This window comes from Pseudoalteromonas sp. S558 (assembly GCF_005886635.1).
Taxonomy (GTDB): domain Bacteria; phylum Pseudomonadota; class Gammaproteobacteria; order Enterobacterales; family Alteromonadaceae; genus Pseudoalteromonas; species Pseudoalteromonas aliena.
Genome location: NZ_PNDU01000228.1, coordinates 1 through 13,857 on the forward strand (window position 1 = coordinate 1; position 13,857 = coordinate 13,857).

Annotated in this window: 21 protein-coding genes; 18 read left to right on the forward strand and 3 right to left on the reverse strand. The window is 40.9% G+C overall.

Annotation, left to right across the window (positions count from 1 at the left end; genetic code table 11):
* Positions 1 to 80: 80 nt before the first annotated feature.
* Both CWB66_RS15190 and CWB66_RS15195 read right to left on the reverse strand, forming a co-directional pair.
* Positions 81 to 758 (reverse strand): TorF family putative porin, encoded by a 678-nt coding sequence (locus CWB66_RS15190; protein ID WP_138586018.1) that lies wholly within the window; start codon positions 756 to 758, stop codon positions 81 to 83.
* Positions 759 to 1,034: 276 nt separating this feature from the next.
* Positions 1,035 to 2,198, reverse strand: coding sequence for a hypothetical protein (locus CWB66_RS15195; protein WP_077536310.1), 1,164 nt, complete (start codon positions 2,196 to 2,198; stop codon positions 1,035 to 1,037).
* 474 nt (positions 2,199 to 2,672) lie between these two features.
* Between CWB66_RS15195 and CWB66_RS15200 the strand changes: the two genes are divergently transcribed.
* The 18 genes from CWB66_RS15200 (at position 2,673) to rplQ (ending at position 13,392) form a co-directional block, all read left to right on the forward strand.
* Entirely contained in the window at positions 2,673 to 4,643 is a 1,971-nt protein-coding gene (locus CWB66_RS15200; protein ID WP_138586019.1) for an AsmA family protein, read from the forward strand.
* 272 nt (positions 4,644 to 4,915) lie between these two features.
* The gene (gene rplN, locus CWB66_RS15205; protein ID WP_002959498.1) at positions 4,916 to 5,284 is read left to right on the forward strand and encodes a 50S ribosomal protein L14; all 369 of its coding nucleotides are present in this window, start codon (positions 4,916 to 4,918) and stop codon (positions 5,282 to 5,284) included.
* Positions 5,285 to 5,294: 10 nt separating this feature from the next.
* On the forward strand, positions 5,295 to 5,609 hold the full coding sequence (gene rplX, locus CWB66_RS15210) for a 50S ribosomal protein L24 (protein ID WP_002959496.1): 315 nt from the start codon (positions 5,295 to 5,297) through the stop codon (positions 5,607 to 5,609).
* Positions 5,610 to 5,625: 16 nt separating this feature from the next.
* Positions 5,626 to 6,165, forward strand: a complete 540-nt coding sequence (gene rplE, locus CWB66_RS15215) for a 50S ribosomal protein L5 (RefSeq protein WP_077536307.1) — start codon at positions 5,626 to 5,628, stop codon at positions 6,163 to 6,165.
* Positions 6,166 to 6,175: 10 nt separating this feature from the next.
* Complete coding sequence (gene rpsN / locus CWB66_RS15220) at positions 6,176 to 6,481, forward strand: 30S ribosomal protein S14 (RefSeq protein WP_077536305.1); 306 nt, start codon at positions 6,176 to 6,178, stop codon at positions 6,479 to 6,481.
* A 21-nt stretch (positions 6,482 to 6,502) separates the two neighbouring features.
* Positions 6,503 to 6,895 (forward strand): 30S ribosomal protein S8, encoded by a 393-nt coding sequence (gene rpsH, locus CWB66_RS15225; protein ID WP_077536303.1) that lies wholly within the window; start codon positions 6,503 to 6,505, stop codon positions 6,893 to 6,895.
* A gap of 13 nt (positions 6,896 to 6,908) precedes the next feature.
* Positions 6,909 to 7,442: a 50S ribosomal protein L6 gene (gene rplF, locus CWB66_RS15230; protein ID WP_077536301.1), complete on the forward strand. Its 534-nt coding sequence runs from the start codon at positions 6,909 to 6,911 to the stop codon at positions 7,440 to 7,442.
* 9 nt (positions 7,443 to 7,451) lie between these two features.
* Positions 7,452 to 7,802, forward strand: coding sequence for a 50S ribosomal protein L18 (gene rplR / locus CWB66_RS15235; protein WP_002959486.1), 351 nt, complete (start codon positions 7,452 to 7,454; stop codon positions 7,800 to 7,802).
* A gap of 9 nt (positions 7,803 to 7,811) precedes the next feature.
* Positions 7,812 to 8,318 (forward strand): 30S ribosomal protein S5, encoded by a 507-nt coding sequence (rpsE, locus tag CWB66_RS15240; protein WP_002959485.1) that lies wholly within the window; start codon positions 7,812 to 7,814, stop codon positions 8,316 to 8,318.
* Positions 8,319 to 8,320: 2 nt separating this feature from the next.
* Entirely contained in the window at positions 8,321 to 8,503 is a 183-nt protein-coding gene (gene rpmD, locus CWB66_RS15245) for a 50S ribosomal protein L30 (RefSeq protein WP_002959482.1), read from the forward strand.
* Between the two features lie 4 nt (positions 8,504 to 8,507).
* Positions 8,508 to 8,942 carry a 50S ribosomal protein L15 gene (gene rplO, locus CWB66_RS15250; RefSeq protein ID WP_002959480.1) on the forward strand — a complete coding sequence of 145 codons (435 nt, stop codon included), beginning with the start codon at positions 8,508 to 8,510 and terminating at the stop codon, positions 8,940 to 8,942.
* Positions 8,943 to 8,952: 10 nt separating this feature from the next.
* Positions 8,953 to 10,281, forward strand: a complete 1,329-nt coding sequence (gene secY, locus CWB66_RS15255) for a preprotein translocase subunit SecY (protein ID WP_138586020.1) — start codon at positions 8,953 to 8,955, stop codon at positions 10,279 to 10,281.
* A 22-nt stretch (positions 10,282 to 10,303) separates the two neighbouring features.
* Entirely contained in the window at positions 10,304 to 10,417 is a 114-nt protein-coding gene (rpmJ, locus tag CWB66_RS15260) for a 50S ribosomal protein L36 (RefSeq protein WP_002959476.1), read from the forward strand.
* A gap of 125 nt (positions 10,418 to 10,542) precedes the next feature.
* Positions 10,543 to 10,899, forward strand: a complete 357-nt coding sequence (gene rpsM, locus CWB66_RS15265; protein ID WP_002959473.1) for a 30S ribosomal protein S13 — start codon at positions 10,543 to 10,545, stop codon at positions 10,897 to 10,899.
* 12 nt (positions 10,900 to 10,911) lie between these two features.
* Entirely contained in the window at positions 10,912 to 11,298 is a 387-nt protein-coding gene (rpsK, locus tag CWB66_RS15270; protein WP_002959471.1) for a 30S ribosomal protein S11, read from the forward strand.
* A gap of 21 nt (positions 11,299 to 11,319) precedes the next feature.
* Entirely contained in the window at positions 11,320 to 11,940 is a 621-nt protein-coding gene (gene rpsD, locus CWB66_RS15275; RefSeq protein ID WP_002959461.1) for a 30S ribosomal protein S4, read from the forward strand.
* A gap of 24 nt (positions 11,941 to 11,964) precedes the next feature.
* On the forward strand, positions 11,965 to 12,951 hold the full coding sequence (locus CWB66_RS15280) for a DNA-directed RNA polymerase subunit alpha (protein ID WP_008168100.1): 987 nt from the start codon (positions 11,965 to 11,967) through the stop codon (positions 12,949 to 12,951).
* 39 nt (positions 12,952 to 12,990) lie between these two features.
* Positions 12,991 to 13,392, forward strand: coding sequence for a 50S ribosomal protein L17 (gene rplQ / locus CWB66_RS15285; protein ID WP_008168098.1), 402 nt, complete (start codon positions 12,991 to 12,993; stop codon positions 13,390 to 13,392).
* Between the two features lie 183 nt (positions 13,393 to 13,575).
* On the opposite strand, the gene CWB66_RS15290 is transcribed toward rplQ, so the two are convergent.
* A partial coding sequence (locus CWB66_RS15290) for a transposase (RefSeq protein ID WP_215811720.1) occupies positions 13,576 to 13,857 on the reverse strand: 282 nt, incomplete at its 5' end.

Below are 13,857 nucleotides of genomic sequence, written 5' to 3' on the forward strand. Positions count from 1 at the left end.
CCAGAGTTCAGGTTAAATAACGTTATAAACGAGAAAAGGGCCATAAGGCCCTTTGTGTTGCAGCAAGTAACACATTCTTTTTATAGGCTAAAGTCTACAGAGTAGGCAACGTAAGCTTTTAAATCTGAGCCATCGATATCATTATCAGATAGGCCAAAAGTGAAGCCATCCTTAGAGATTGAAACGCCGTAATCGATGATGTTGTCATCACCAATAAAGTCGCCTGAGTAATGCCCCAAATGCAGCGCTATTTCAGTTCCATTACTACCAATAGCGAATCCATAGTCTGCCGTTAAATAAAGTGAATCACCAAAGTCGGAGCCATCACCACTAGCAGCTGAAGTTGCTAATACCGAAGCACCAAAAGTGAAACCTTCTACACTGATGCTACCGTAAATTTCAGAGAAATCTGCGTCAGCTTCAGAAGCTGCATCAGGGTAGGCGTAGTAAATATAACCAATATCATAGCTAACGCTTTCACTGATTGCACCACTAAAGCCTGCATATAAGTCAAGCTCGTAGGTCATTTCATCAGCCCAAGACGCATTTGATGCCCATGTACCGGCATAAAAGCCAGACTCGTTAGCGTAATCAATTCCACCAGAAATGGCAGCATCGCCTCCTGTTTGCTCTTGACCACGCCATAAGTAGTTGGAGGTTGCTGCTGCATTTGCAGTTACCTCTGCAAATGTCGTTGTTGATGTTATGCCTGTAAACGCCAGTGCACCGAAGAGTATTGTTTTTTGTAGTTTTAGCATGTTTCATTCCCGCTATATGATTTTTGCATACCAAGGTTTTATTATGTATTGCTTTGACCTTTTAACTGGATGCATTTTTATTATTTAACTGGGAAGGTAATAGCACTGTATGTGCCAGTCTCGTTTTAATTATTTTTAAATAAAACTAATGTTATTAAAACAATTGCTTATGATGAAATGATATTTTTGGAAGGAAGTTTTTTGATTTTCTGTCGCACGCTGCTGGTGCATAAACTAACCTAGCTGCACTATTAAAGTACAGCTAGGAAAGGTTTTTTAGCCAAAAATAGTGCGCATTAGACTAATTGTTTCGTTAACGCCGCGACCTTTTTGTACTTCATTTATTATAGAGTCACGTTTACTGCGAATATGCTCTGGGATATCATCAGCAGCAAGTGCACGGTCTACTAATATTTCAGCCGATTCTTTACCTCTACGTTGAGTCTTACCAGTCGTAGTTGTGCTGCGCTTAGGTTTGCTTAATAGTTTTATGTAATTAGAACTATCTGGTGTTTTATCATCAGCGTAGTAAAAGAAACATGGTATTAGTGCTTTAATAGCAACCAGTTGTTCTTCTAATTCGTTACTTGCGTTAGCCATTTTGTACCATGACATAGCTTGAATACCTTTAACGATATCTTGCCAGTAGCGCTCAAAATCACTATTTTTAAGTTTAGGAACACCAAGAGCACCACATAATGCATCTAATCGATTATTAGTGATTGGAGTAAATAAATCTGGGCGACGCATTGCTAGCAAACGAGTTGCAGGTGCAAGCGTTGGTTTTTCACCATTATCAGTGAATACTTTTGAATAAGCAGCAACAAATTGTTGATACTCATATTGAGTGATGTCACCCTCAAGTGGGATATTTGCAAGTGCGTCATCAAAAGCACCCGGAAGATCGGCAAGCATCTGATGAAAACTTTTTGCACTTTTCGTTGATGCAAACCATTCAACGTCAAAGTTATAAGTACTTGGATCAAGTGAAGCCATATGCTTACCGCTAAATGCAAGTAAGTCTTCAGGGATCATATCCTTAAGTGATTGTTCGCGAATACTCTTAATATAGCTAACTAAACGAAGTTGTTCATCAAGTGCAATAACGTCTTTGTGTTGTTCAACAAATACACTAACTACAGGCCACGGTGCAATACGCAACGTTTTAACTTGTAAAAAGCTGATCGCTGAAATGAGCTGATCATGAAGCTTTTTAAGTACAGGTAACTGTTGTGGCTCTAGTAAATCGTAGTTCATACGATCTCTACTTGCGCTTAATAGTTCGTAACACCAAGGTAAAAAATCATCAGGGTGGTTTTCTACTTTCACGGCCATAAGGTTAAGGCTTAACTCTGAAGATTGCTTCAGAATGTTCTGATAGATGTTATTTTCTTGTTCGCCTAGTGTCATTTTTGACGGTGAAATTAGCAGTTTTTTCATGCCTTGTAGAATCTCCGGATTAGATATATAATTTTTTGCTGGTCTATTTTAGCGCAATTACATCAATAACAACAGCACTGTCCTTCCCCCTCTTAATTGAAGTAGTTAAATCATGATGTTTTTCAAGTAATAAATATTGAATTATCGATGTATATTATTCATTGCCATCTAATATAAATAGGCTTCCAGCTGAGATATTAAAGTATTGCGCTATTTTATGTGTGAAAAATTAACGCAAGTTTAAACTGTTCTATGAAGGACTATAATTAAGTCTGCAGGTCTATGTTAATTGTTTTATATTTTGAAGTTAGCTAATTTGTTTTTAGAGTCACTCCCAAAGCTGATAAATATTTCAGTGTATATTCATTTCGAAATGATTTAATTACTAATAATGAGTTTTTTTAACTTCACAATGCTTTTAAAGCTAACAGTCGCTATGATAAGAATATTATTTGCACGTTTTAAAGGACGATCATGAAAACCTTACTTAAAATTATTGGTGTAATACTATTGCTATGTATTGCATTAATTGTTGCAGCACCTTTTTTAATTCCTACCGATACCATTTTTAATAAAGTATCTGAACAGGTAGAACAAACTACTGGGCGCACTCTTACTATTAAAGGTGATAAAACTCTCAGTGTGTTTCCTGCCCTAAAGTTAGAACTTAACGATGTGCATTTTGCAAATATGGAATCAGGTTCGCGCGCCGACATGGCGAGTATGAAACAACTTGCTGTACATATACCTTGGTTTTCATTATTTGGTGGTGAGTTTAAACTAGATAAGTTTGTTATAAACGAACCAAATATCCTATTAGAAACCGACAAAAATGGTAAAGCTAATTGGCAGTTGTTTGATGCAGTTGCAGAGCAACCTAAAGAGCAAAGCCAATCAGATGAAGCGATAAAGCTTCCAGATAACTTTGATATTGAGCTAGGTGAGGTTGCTATTTATGGCGGCACCTTTACTTATCTAGATGGTCAAACAGGTGCTAAGCAACAAATTAGCGATTTAGAACTCGCTATTTTACTTCCTTCACTTCGTAAAACATTAGAAGTAAAAGGGGGTATTACTTATATGCAGGAGCGTTTTGAGCTTGATATAAAACTAGATACTCCCGCTAAAGCAATTGAAGGTGCTACTTTTAATATTGAACAAAGCTTAGATTCTCGTTTAGTTGATTTAACGTTCAAAGGAAGTATAGCTAAGCAAGGGCAAGATATTAAAGGTCAGCTAGCACTGAGCGGTGAGTCTGTTAAAAGTATTGCGAAATGGCAAGGTGTAGAGTTAGACGCTAAAGACAATGCTTTTAACGCATTTAGTGTAAACGGTAAAATGCACTTAGTAGGTGAGAAATTTAATTTAGAAGATTTAGTCGCGACGTTAGACGCATTGGAAATAAAAGGTAAGAGCGAGCTCAATCTAGGCAAACGTTTAGCTATAAATGCTGATATTGATTTAGGTATGCTTGATTTAAACCCGTACCTACCTGAAGCAGTAGCAAAACAAGAAGAGCCAGTAGAGCAAAATGATAAACCTGCAGATCCAATAGTATGGGATGACAGTAAAATCGATTTAAGTGCATTAAATTCTCTAGATGCGAATGTAGTTATTCGTTCAAGTGGATTAAAAGCCAACGATATTAAATTAGGCGCAAATCAATTTACTGTTGCTTTAAAAAATAGCATTGCAAAACTAAGTCTAGATAGCTTTTCTGCTTATGAGGGGTCAGGTAAAGGCGTTATCAATGTAAACGCACAACAAGTACCTTATAAAATATCAACTAATTTTGACTTGGCAGACATAGATGCACAGCCTTTATTAACGGATGCTACAGGTTTTGACAAACTGATGGGTAAGGGGTCTTTAAATTGGAACCTAAATACAAAAGGTCAAAGTCAAAAATCATTTATTGGTGCGCTTAACGGAAAGCTTGGATTTGAGTTTGCTGACGGAGCTGTAAAAGGTGCGAATATAGCTGAGATGGTTCGTAAAGGTAAGGAGCTTATTTCAGGCAACTTTGGTGCTGCATCTGAAGGGCTTGATAGCGGATTTGAAGAATCAGAGCAAACCGATTTCTCAGCATTATCGGGTAGCTTTAACTTTACCAACGGCGTTGGGAGAAATACTGATCTATCACTAATTAGCCCGTTAATTAGAATATCTGGTGAAGGTGATGTTAATTTACCTGAAACAACAGTAAATTATCGCTTAGTAACCGGTATTGTTAGCTCAATCGAAGGACAAGGTACTACCGACGACAGTACTGGGTTTAAAATACCACTTCGAATAAAAGGGCCTTTTCACGATGTAAGCATAAAGCTTGATGTAAGTAATGTGCTTAAGGATGAAGCCAAACAAAAAGTCGATGAAGCAAAAGAAAAAGCTAAAAAGAAGGCGAAAGAAAAAATTAAAGATAAATTAAAAGGTTTATTTGGTTAATTTACTTTGAGTTAAACAAACAAGGCACCTTAGAGGTGTCTTGTTTGTTTTGTAACCATCTGTAAAGTAGTTACATAGCCGTAATTGCTCAAGTTTAATTATCTCCCACGCTAAATTAATTAAAAAATAACCTATCGCTACTCCTTCAATGCTGGTACAATTGCCCGCCCTTAAGAGACAACTCGTTTGTTTTTGAGTGGGATTTAATCGAAATGTCTTGATTTTAAACAAATTTAAGACACGTTGTAATTACTACACCGGAGGTCATTAACATGATCCAAATGCAAACTCAGCTGGAAGTTGCTGATAACAGCGGCGCTCGCAAAGTGCAGTGTATAAAAGTCCTTGGTGGTTCACACCGTCGCTACGCAGCGATTGGCGACATCATTAAAGTTTCTGTTAAAGAAGCTATTCCTCGCGGTAAAGTGAAGAAAGGTGATGTTAAAAACGCGGTAGTTGTGCGTACCAGAAAAGGTGTTCGCCGTCCAGATGGTTCTTTGATCCGTTTTGACAGCAACGCTGCTGTTATCTTAAATGATAACTTACAGCCAATTGGTACACGTATTTTCGGCCCTGTGACTCGCGAACTTCGTAATGATAAGTTCATGAAAATCGTTTCACTAGCCCCAGAAGTACTGTAAGGAGCCAATCATGGCAGCAAAAATACGTCGTGATGACGAAGTAATCGTACTAGCAGGTAAAGACAAAGGTAAGCGCGGAAAAGTGCTTTCAGTTGTTACTGAATCTGGTCGAATCTTTGTCGAAGGCATAAACTTGATCAAGAAGCACCAAAAGCCGGTTCCACAATTGAACCAAGCTGGCGGTATTGTTGAGAAAGAAGCATCTATGGATGCATCAAACGTTGCGATCTTCAACTCGGAAACGAGTAAAGCAGATCGTGTAGGTTTCAAGATTGAAGATGGTAAGAAATTACGTATCTTTAAATCTACTGGTAAAACTATCTAATAGTTGGAGTAGAATGATGGCGAAACTGCATGAAGTATACAAAGACAAAGTAGTAACTGAACTTCAAGAGAAGTTTGGCTTCAGCTCTGTCATGCAAGTCCCTCAGATCGAAAAGATCACATTGAATATGGGCGTGGGCGAAGCCCTAGCTGACAAGAAGATTTTAGATCACGCAGTAGCGGATTTAGCAGCAATCTCTGGTCAGAAACCTTTAATCACTAAAGCACGCAAATCTGTTGCTGGCTTTAAAGTGCGTGAAGGCTACCCGATTGGTTGTAAAGTAACCCTACGCGGCGAGCGTATGTGGGACTTTTTTGAGCGTTTGGTATCAATCGCTATCCCACGTATTCGTGACTTCCGTGGCGTAAGTGCTAAGTCTTTTGATGGACGTGGTAACTACAGCATGGGCGTACGTGAACAAATCATCTTCCCAGAAATCGATTACGATAAAGTAGACCGTGTACGCGGTATGGATATTACTATCACTACTTCTGCGAAATCTGATGAGGAAGGCCGTGCGTTGTTAGAAGCGTTTAACTTCCCATTTAAGAAATAAGGGTAGGGTTATGGCAAAGAATTCTATGAAAGCGCGCGAAGCTAAGCGCACAAAACTAGTTGCTCAATTCGCTGAAAAGCGTACAGCACTAAAAGCTATCATCGCAGATGTTAATTCATCTGAAGATGATCGTTGGGACGCGGTTCTTAAGCTACAAGCTTTACCTCGTGATTCTAGCCCTGTACGTCAACGTAATCGTTGTAACATTACGGGCCGCCCACATGGTTACCTTCGCAAATTCGGCATGAGCCGTATTAAAGTTCGCGAAGCAGCTATGCGCGGTGAAATTCCTGGCCTTAAAAAGGCTAGCTGGTAATAGAATCATGGGAGTAAGACTATGAGCTTGCAAGATCCTATCGCGGATTTGTTTACACGTATCCGTAACGGTCAATCAGCGAAGAAAGTATCTGTAACGATGCCAACTTCAAAGCTGAAAGTAGCATTAGCTAAAGTACTAAAAGACGAAGGTTATATCGTAGACTTCACAGTTGACGGTGAAGTTAAACCTGAGCTTTCTATCGAGTTGAAGTACTTCGAAGGCAAAGCTGTAATTGAAAATATCCAGCGTGTAAGTCGCCCTGGTTTACGTATCTATAAGAAACGTGACCAATTACCTAAGGTAATGGGTGGTCTTGGTATCGCTATCGTATCAACTTCTAAAGGCCTAATGACAGACCGCACAGCACGTAGTGCTGGTGTTGGTGGTGAAATCATTGGTTTTGTAGCTTAATCGGAGGGGAACTATGTCTCGCATAGCAAAGGCACCAATTACTGTTCCTGCCGGTGTAGAAGTTACATTAAAAGGCCAGGAAATCACAGTTAAAGGCAAAAACGGTGAACTTACTCGTACTATCAACAACGCTGTTGAAGTACAAGTTAACGACAACGTTATTACTACTTTACCTCGTGATGGCGTAGCTAATGCATGGGCTCAAGCAGGTACTGCTCGTGCTCTAATCAACAACATGGTTGTTGGTACGCATGTAGGTTACGAGAAGAAACTTCAGTTAGTAGGCGTGGGTTACCGTGCTGCAGCTAAGGGTAAAACATTAGATTTAACTCTTGGCTTCTCACACCCAGTTAATTTCGCAGTTCCTGAAGGAATTACGATTGAAACTCCAAGCCAAACAGAAGTTCTAGTTAAGGGCGTAGATAAGCAGTTAGTTGGTCAAACAGCTGCTAACATTCGTGCATACCGTAAACCTGAGCCTTATAAAGGTAAGGGTGTTCGTTATTCAGATGAGAATGTACGCCGTAAAGAGGCTAAGAAGAAGTAAGGTAAGACGATGGATAAAAAAACAGCTCGTCTACGTCGTGCTAAACGCACTCGTAGAAATTATATTGAACAAGGCACAACGCGTCTTGTTATCCACCGCACGCCACGTCACATCTACGCTCAAGTTGTAAATGCTGAGGGTAATGTACTGGCTGCTGCTTCTACTGTTGAAAAGGCTATTAGCGAAACAGTTAAAGGCACCGGTAACGTTGAAGCTGCGCAAGCAGTTGGCAAAGCGGTTGCTGAACGTGCGGCTGACAAAGGCATCGAAAAGATTGCTTTTGATCGCAGTGGCTTTAAATATCACGGCCGTGTGAAGGCGCTAGCTGATGCTGCGCGTGAAGCCGGTTTGCAATTCTAGGAGTAGACAATGGCTAACGTAGAAGCAAAGCAACAACAGCCTGATCTAGCTGAAAAGCTAATCGCGGTAAACCGTGTGTCTAAAGTAGTTAAAGGTGGTCGTATCTTTAGCTTTACTGCACTAACTGTAGTTGGTGACGGCGCAGGTAAAGTAGGTTTTGGTTATGGTAAAGCACGTGAAGTTCCAGCTGCTATTCAAAAAGCAATGGAAAAAGCACGTCGCAACATGATCAATGTAGACCTAAATGGCAATACATTACAGCATCCTGTTAAGGGACGTCATGCTGGCTCACTAGTGTTCATGAAACCAGCCTCTGAAGGTACTGGTATCATCGCAGGTGGCGCTATGCGTGCAGTACTAGAAGTGACTGGTGTTCAGAACGTACTTTCTAAATGTTACGGTTCTACTAACCCAATCAACGTAGTACGTGCAACGATTTCGGCTCTTGAGAATATGAATTCTCCACAGTCAATCGCTGCAAAACGTGGCCTTCGCGTAGACGAAATACTGGGGTAACCATGGCAAATCAAACTGTAAAAGTAACACAAGTAAAAAGCTCTATCGGTCGTTTACCGAAACATAAAGCTACATTACGCGGTCTTGGTTTACGTCGTATCAACCACACTGTTGAGTTAGAAGACACAGCATGTGTACGTGGTATGATAAACAAGGTTTCTTACATGGTTAAGGTAGAGGGTTAATTTCATGCATTTGAATACACTTTCACCTGCTGCAGGTTCAAAAACTGCTCCAAAACGTGTTGGTCGTGGTATCGGTTCTGGTCTAGGTAAGACTGGTGGTCGTGGTCACAAAGGTCAAAAGTCACGTTCTGGCGGTAAAGTACGCGTTGGTTTTGAAGGCGGTCAAATGCCTATGCAACGTCGTCTACCTAAATTTGGTTTCACTTCTCGCAAATCTTTAGTATCTGCAGAAATAAACCTTTTTGAAATCGCTAAAGTAGAAGGCGATGTGGTAGACCTAAGCGCGTTACAAGCAGCTGGTCTAGTTAAAAAGAACGTTCTTTTCGTTAAAGTTGTTAAATCTGGCGAAGTTTCACGCGCTGTTACCGTTAAAGGCCTTAAAGCCTCTAAAGGTGCACGCGAAGCTATTGAAGCTGCCGGAGGCAAGGTAGAAGACTAAGGAAGTACTAATGGCTAAACCAGGTCAAGATACACAAAGTGCACAAAGTGGACTTTCGGAATTGAAGCGCCGATTACTCTTCGTATTGGGTGCTATCATAATTTACCGTCTAGGTTCATTTGTGCCGATCCCTGGGATTGACGCCGCTGTACTTGCCGATTTCTTCGAGCAACAAAAGGGCACCATTGTTGAAATGTTCAACATGTTCAGTGGTGGTGCACTTGAGCGAGCTTCAGTGTTAGCACTGGGTATTATGCCGTACATCTCGGCTTCGATTATTACGCAACTATTAACGCATATGTATCCTCCGTTTATAGAGCTTAAGAAAGAAGGTGAGCAAGGGCGTAAAAAAATTAGCCAGTACACACGCTATGGCACGCTTGTGCTAGCTACTATTCAATCAATCGGTATTGCTTCTAGCCTACCGGGCATGATGGAGGGGTTAGTTGTTAACCCTGGTATGGGTTTCTATTTCACCGCTGTGGTGAGTTTAGTAACTGGTACTATGTTCCTTATGTGGTTGGGTGAACAAATAACAGAACGCGGTATCGGTAACGGTATCTCAGTTCTAATATTTGTTGGTATTGTAGCTAACTTGCCGTCTGCTATTGGTTCGACAGTCGAAATGGCGCGCCAAGGTGATTTGAATGTTTTTGTACTGTTGATGGTTGCGGTAATTGTATTCGCTGTTACTTATCTTGTAGTGTTTTTTGAACGTGGACAACGTCGTATTGTTGTAAACTACGCTAAACGCCAACAAGGTCGTCAAGTATTTGCTGCTCAAAGCACGCATTTACCACTAAAAGTAAACATGGCGGGTGTTATTCCACCAATCTTCGCTAGCAGTATAATTCTGTTCCCTGGTACAATTGCTAGCTGGTTCGGCCAAGGTGAAGGCCCGGTCGCTGATGTATTACAAGCTGTTGCTACTACGTTGACCCCAGGTCAACCGTTGTACTCACTTGTTTTAGCTGCGGCTATAATCTTCTTCTGCTTTTTCTACACAGCGTTGGTGTTTAACCCACGTGAAACAGCAGATAACCTTAAGAAATCTGGCGCATTTATCCCAGGTATTCGTCCAGGTGAGCAGACATCTAAATACATTGATAAAGTGATGACACGCCTGACATTGGCAGGTGCTTTGTATATAACCTTTATCTGTCTGGTGCCCGAATTCATGACTATGGCATGGCAAACGCCATTCTATTTCGGCGGTACATCAATTTTGATTATCGTTGTTGTAATCATGGACTTTATGGCACAAGTACAGACTCACCTGATGTCTCATCAGTATGATTCTGTGCTGAAAAAAGCGAACCTTAAAGGCTACGGTCGATAGGGTCAGTTTACGGAGTTGAGCAATGAAAGTACGTGCTTCCGTTAAGAAAATATGCCGTAACTGTAAAGTTATTAAACGTGCTGGTGTAGTACGCGTAATTTGCAGTGAGCCTAAGCATAAGCAAAGGCAAGGCTAAGTAAACAGTCGTGCAGGCTGAGTTTTCTCGGCCTGTGTTTTTAGTAGTAATTTGGTCTTCGTTTGAGTATCCTTACGGGCTTTTCAAACTTATGATTACCAAATTCGAATATAGGAGATGTGTTAGTGGCCCGTATTGCTGGCATTAACGTCCCTGATCATAAACATGCAGTTATTGGTTTAACAGCTATTTATGGCATAGGTAAGACTCGCTCTAAGGCTATCTTAGAAGCGACTGGTATCGCCGAGACCACAAAAATCGGTGAACTTTCAGACGAAATTCTTGACGTACTGCGTGATGCAGTTGGCAAGTACACTGTTGAAGGTGATCTTCGTCGTGAAGTTACTTTAAATATCAAGCGCCTTATGGATCTTGGTTGTTATCGTGGCCTACGTCACCGTCGCTCTTTACCACTACGTGGTCAAAGAACTAAGACTAACGCGCGCACCCGTAAGGGTCCTCGTAAGCCTATTAAGCGATAAGGGGATAGTATTATGGCTAAGACACCAATTCGTCGTAAAAAGGTTAAAAAACAAGTTGCTGATGGTATGGCTCATGTTCATGCGTCTTTCAACAACACTATTGTAACGATTACCGACCGTCAAGGTAATGCACTATCATGGGCTACTGCCGGTGGTTCAGGTTTCCGTGGTTCACGTAAATCTACACCATTTGCTGCTCAGGTTGCTGCAGAGCGTGCAGGTACTGCTGCTCAAGAATACGGTTTAAAAAATCTAGAAGTTTTCATCAAAGGTCCAGGTCCAGGTCGTGAATCTGCTGTACGTGCTTTGAATGCTGCTGGTTACCGTATTACCAACATTACTGACGTGACGCCAATACCACATAATGGTTGTCGTCCACCGAAGAAACGTCGCGTTTAACAATAGGTTAGGAGAAATAACATGGCAAGATATTTGGGCCCTAAGCTCAAGCTGAGTCGTCGTGAAGGTACTGACCTGTTCCTTAAGAGCGGCGTAAGAGCTATCGACTCTAAGTGTAAACTTGAGACTGCACCTGGTCAGCACGGCGCTCGTAAAGGTCGCTTATCTGATTACGGTTTACAATTACGTGAAAAGCAAAAAGTACGTCGTATCTACGGTGTATTAGAAAAGCAATTCCGTAACTATTACAAAGAAGCTGCTCGCCTTAAAGGCAATACAGGTGAAAACTTGTTACAGCTATTAGAGCAACGTTTAGACAATGTTGTATATCGCATGGGTTTTGCTAGCACACGTGCTGAAGCACGTCAGTTAGTAAGCCATAAAGCGATTTTAGTTAATGGTCGTGTTGTGAATATTCCTTCATACGTAATTACTCCAGAAGATACTGTTGTAATCCGTGAGAAGTCTAAAACACAAGCACGTATCATCGCTGCTCTAGAGTTGGCTGAGCAACGTGAAAAGCCGACTTGGGTTGAAGTTGACGGTAAGAAACTGGAAGGCAGCTTTAAGCGTCTACCTGAGCGTTCAGATTTGTCTGCGGACATCAATGAACAACTAATCGTCGAACTTTACTCTAAGTAAAGTTAAGAGTTAAGAGAGGATAAAATGCAGGGTTCTGTAACAGAATTTCTAAAACCAAGGTTAGTCGACATCGACGCTATCAACCCAACGCGTTCTAAAATAGTTTTAGAACCATTAGAGCGTGGCTTCGGTCATACTCTGGGTAATGCCTTACGCCGTATATTGCTTTCATCTATGCCTGGATGTGCAGTAACTGAAGTTGAAATCGACGGTGTATTGCATGAGTACAGCGCGAAAGAAGGCGTACAAGAAGACATCATTGAAATACTATTAAACCTAAAAGGTTTAGCAGTAACGTTAGAAGGCAAAGATGAAGTTTTTCTGACCCTGACTAAATCTGGTGTAGGTCCTGTTACTGCGTCTGATATTCAGCACGATGGCGATGTAACAATTGCTAATCCAGATCACGTTATTTGTAATTTAACAACAAATAACAGCGAGATCAGCATGCGAATTCGTGTTGAACGTGGTCGTGGTTATGTGCCGGCATCTAGTCGTTTATCCTCTGATGACGATGAGCGTCCAATTGGTAGATTGTTGCTTGATGCATCATTTAGTCCAGTTGAACGTATTGCGTACTCGGTTGAATCAGCCCGTGTTGAGCAACGTACAGATTTAGACAAGTTAATCATTGATATGGAAACAAACGGCACTTTAGATCCAGAAGAAGCGATCCGCCGTGCGTCTACTATCTTAGCTGAGCAATTAGATGCATTCGTAGATTTACGTGATGTGACTGAGCCAGAAGAGAAAGAAGAGAAGCCAGAATTCGATCCTATTCTACTTCGTCCAGTTGATGATCTTGAGCTAACAGTACGCTCAGCAAACTGCTTGAAAGCCGAGCAAATTCAATATATCGGTGATTTAGTTCAGCGCACTGAAGTTGAGCTTCTTAAAACGCCTAATCTAGGTAAGAAGTCTCTAACTGAAATTAAAGACGTGCTAGCTTCACGTGGTCTTTCTCTGGGCATGCGCCTAGAAAATTGGCCACCTGCAAGTTTAGCTGAATAATCTAAATCACTATATTAGTTTAGTTAGAAGGATAGGGTCATGCGCCATCGTAAGAGTGGTCGTCAATTAAACCGTAACAGTAGCCATCGTAAAGCGATGTTTAGCAATATGGCAGGTTCTTTGGTGAAACATGAAATCATCAAAACTACTTTGCCTAAAGCGAAAGAGTTACGTCGTGTAATTGAACCTTTAATCACACTGGCTAAGACTGACAGTGTAGCAAATCGCCGTTTAGCGTTTGCTCGCACGCGTGATAAAGAAGTTGTTGGTAAATTATTCAGTGAAATCGGTCCTCGTAACGCGGATCGTCCAGGTGGTTACACTCGTATTCTTAAGTGTGGCTTCCGTACTGGTGATAATGCACCAATGGCTTATATTGAACTAGTTGGTCGCCCAGCGACTAGCGAAGCAGTTCAAGAAGACGCACAGTCTGCAGAGTAAGTCTTAAAGAAACCTAAAAGCCGAGCAATGCTCGGCTTTTTCTTGTCTAAAATTTATTAAGTCCTCCCAACAGAATATTTCTTCCTAAAGTTCCTACTTTATAAGCTTATGTGGATTCATTTAAAACTTTTATCAGCGATATCTTTTCATCAAGAGTGGTTTATTAATTAACCTGAGTTCTGCTTAAGCGATAACTAATGCGTTAAGCTCTACGTCAGTTAAATTAAGGTGTGGCTTATTTTCTTTAAAGCAATAAGCCACCAATCCAGCCACTAAATTCAACATAAACCCGTTCATACTCCGATGTCTCGAATGTTCAATGAAGGATATATTCTTGAGTTGGTCATTAATTGTTTCGATTATAAAACGCTTTGAAAGCATCGCTCTATCCCATAATGACATCGCTTTTGCCTTCATATTTTTGCGAACCGTCGTAATGAGCTTTACCCCTTTATCGAGCAAATC

What these genes read in the sequence shown, in the direction of transcription:
- CWB66_RS15280 (WP_008168100.1), top strand. Translation starts at nt 11,965, where the DNA reads ATGCAGGGTTCTGTAACAGAATTTCTAAAACCAAGGTTAGTCGACATC.
- rplE (WP_077536307.1), top strand. Translation starts at nt 5,626, where the DNA reads ATGGCGAAACTGCATGAAGTATACAAAGACAAAGTAGTAACTGAACTT.
- rplO (WP_002959480.1), top strand. Translation starts at nt 8,508, where the DNA reads ATGCATTTGAATACACTTTCACCTGCTGCAGGTTCAAAAACTGCTCCA.
- CWB66_RS15190 (WP_138586018.1), bottom strand. Translation starts at nt 758, where the DNA reads ATGCTAAAACTACAAAAAACAATACTCTTCGGTGCACTGGCGTTTACA.
- secY (WP_138586020.1), top strand. Translation starts at nt 8,953, where the DNA reads ATGGCTAAACCAGGTCAAGATACACAAAGTGCACAAAGTGGACTTTCG.
- CWB66_RS15195 (WP_077536310.1), bottom strand. Translation starts at nt 2,198, where the DNA reads ATGAAAAAACTGCTAATTTCACCGTCAAAAATGACACTAGGCGAACAA.
- rpmD (WP_002959482.1), top strand. Translation starts at nt 8,321, where the DNA reads ATGGCAAATCAAACTGTAAAAGTAACACAAGTAAAAAGCTCTATCGGT.
- rpsH (WP_077536303.1), top strand. Translation starts at nt 6,503, where the DNA reads ATGAGCTTGCAAGATCCTATCGCGGATTTGTTTACACGTATCCGTAAC.
- rplQ (WP_008168098.1), top strand. Translation starts at nt 12,991, where the DNA reads ATGCGCCATCGTAAGAGTGGTCGTCAATTAAACCGTAACAGTAGCCAT.
- rplN (WP_002959498.1), top strand. Translation starts at nt 4,916, where the DNA reads ATGATCCAAATGCAAACTCAGCTGGAAGTTGCTGATAACAGCGGCGCT.
- rplR (WP_002959486.1), top strand. Translation starts at nt 7,452, where the DNA reads ATGGATAAAAAAACAGCTCGTCTACGTCGTGCTAAACGCACTCGTAGA.
- rpsN (WP_077536305.1), top strand. Translation starts at nt 6,176, where the DNA reads ATGGCAAAGAATTCTATGAAAGCGCGCGAAGCTAAGCGCACAAAACTA.
- rplX (WP_002959496.1), top strand. Translation starts at nt 5,295, where the DNA reads ATGGCAGCAAAAATACGTCGTGATGACGAAGTAATCGTACTAGCAGGT.
- rpsE (WP_002959485.1), top strand. Translation starts at nt 7,812, where the DNA reads ATGGCTAACGTAGAAGCAAAGCAACAACAGCCTGATCTAGCTGAAAAG.
- rpsD (WP_002959461.1), top strand. Translation starts at nt 11,320, where the DNA reads ATGGCAAGATATTTGGGCCCTAAGCTCAAGCTGAGTCGTCGTGAAGGT.
- CWB66_RS15200 (WP_138586019.1), top strand. Translation starts at nt 2,673, where the DNA reads ATGAAAACCTTACTTAAAATTATTGGTGTAATACTATTGCTATGTATT.
- rplF (WP_077536301.1), top strand. Translation starts at nt 6,909, where the DNA reads ATGTCTCGCATAGCAAAGGCACCAATTACTGTTCCTGCCGGTGTAGAA.
- rpmJ (WP_002959476.1), top strand. Translation starts at nt 10,304, where the DNA reads ATGAAAGTACGTGCTTCCGTTAAGAAAATATGCCGTAACTGTAAAGTT.
- rpsK (WP_002959471.1), top strand. Translation starts at nt 10,912, where the DNA reads ATGGCTAAGACACCAATTCGTCGTAAAAAGGTTAAAAAACAAGTTGCT.